The following is an 829-nucleotide window of genomic DNA, read 5'->3' as shown; positions in this document are numbered from 1 at the left end:
GCCCACGCCCCCAGGGCTGCGGATCCCGGCGGGGCCCCGCGATCCGTCCCCCCGGTCGCGGGGCCCCGCTCCGGTGTGTGCCCGGGTTCCGTGTGTGTCCGGGTCGGACGCGCGCCCGGGTTCTGTGCCGCCGTTGACAAGGCGCGCACCCGGAATTGTGGCGCCGGTGACAAATAAGCGCGGACCGGCGCGGGGATCGGAGATTCGCGCGGAAGCGGTATTGCGGCACCGGGTTACCCGTACGTAACGTCACGGCGACATCGGCCGTTCCCGGCGCCCGCAGAACCGCTATTCACAGGAGCCTAGCCATGGGCGGTGCATTCGACCGGCGTGGTGCCGCTATCGCCGCCGCGCTGGGAGCGATCGTGCTTCTCCTCGGCCTTGTTCCGGCATCGGGGACAATTGCGCGGAACCGGGAGACGGCCGTGCAGGCCGTTTACGACTGCGGGTCGGGCTCCGCACACCGGGCCGTCACCGTGGGATTCCTCGGCGTCTATCCGACGGACGGCCGCCCGGGGCAGCCGCTGCGGCCCGAGCGGTTCTCCCTGCGCCCGGAGCTGACCGCCGAGACGGTCGCCGCGCTCCTGCCCCCGGGCACCACGGCGGTCTCCGGCACCGCCCGGCTGGCCGTGGAGGTCACCGAGAACGGGGCGTCGGACCGCGCCGACTGGGCCGGTCTCACCGCCTCGGTGGCCACGGGGACCGACGGGCTGCGGCCGGTGTTCACGGGCGAGGTACCGGCGATCACCGTGGCGAGGGCGGGCGAAGTGACCTTGGATGCGCGGGAGTWGACGCTGCTCCTGCAGACGGCAGTGGCACCGGCCTCCCC

General features: G+C 73.6%; 1 protein-coding gene. It reads left to right on the top strand.

The features are described 5' to 3' along the window. Positions 1-425: 425 nt before the first annotated feature. A partial coding sequence (locus tag ACJA3G_RS37880) for a DUF6801 domain-containing protein (protein ID WP_406557530.1) occupies positions 426-829 on the top strand: 404 nt, incomplete at its 3' end.

This window comes from Streptomyces sp. YS-3 (genome assembly GCF_045257485.1).
Lineage (GTDB): Bacteria > Actinomycetota > Actinomycetes > Streptomycetales > Streptomycetaceae > Streptomyces.
The sequence above is the reverse complement of the archived record's forward strand: the minus strand, read 5'-3'. Positions and strand labels throughout refer to the sequence as shown.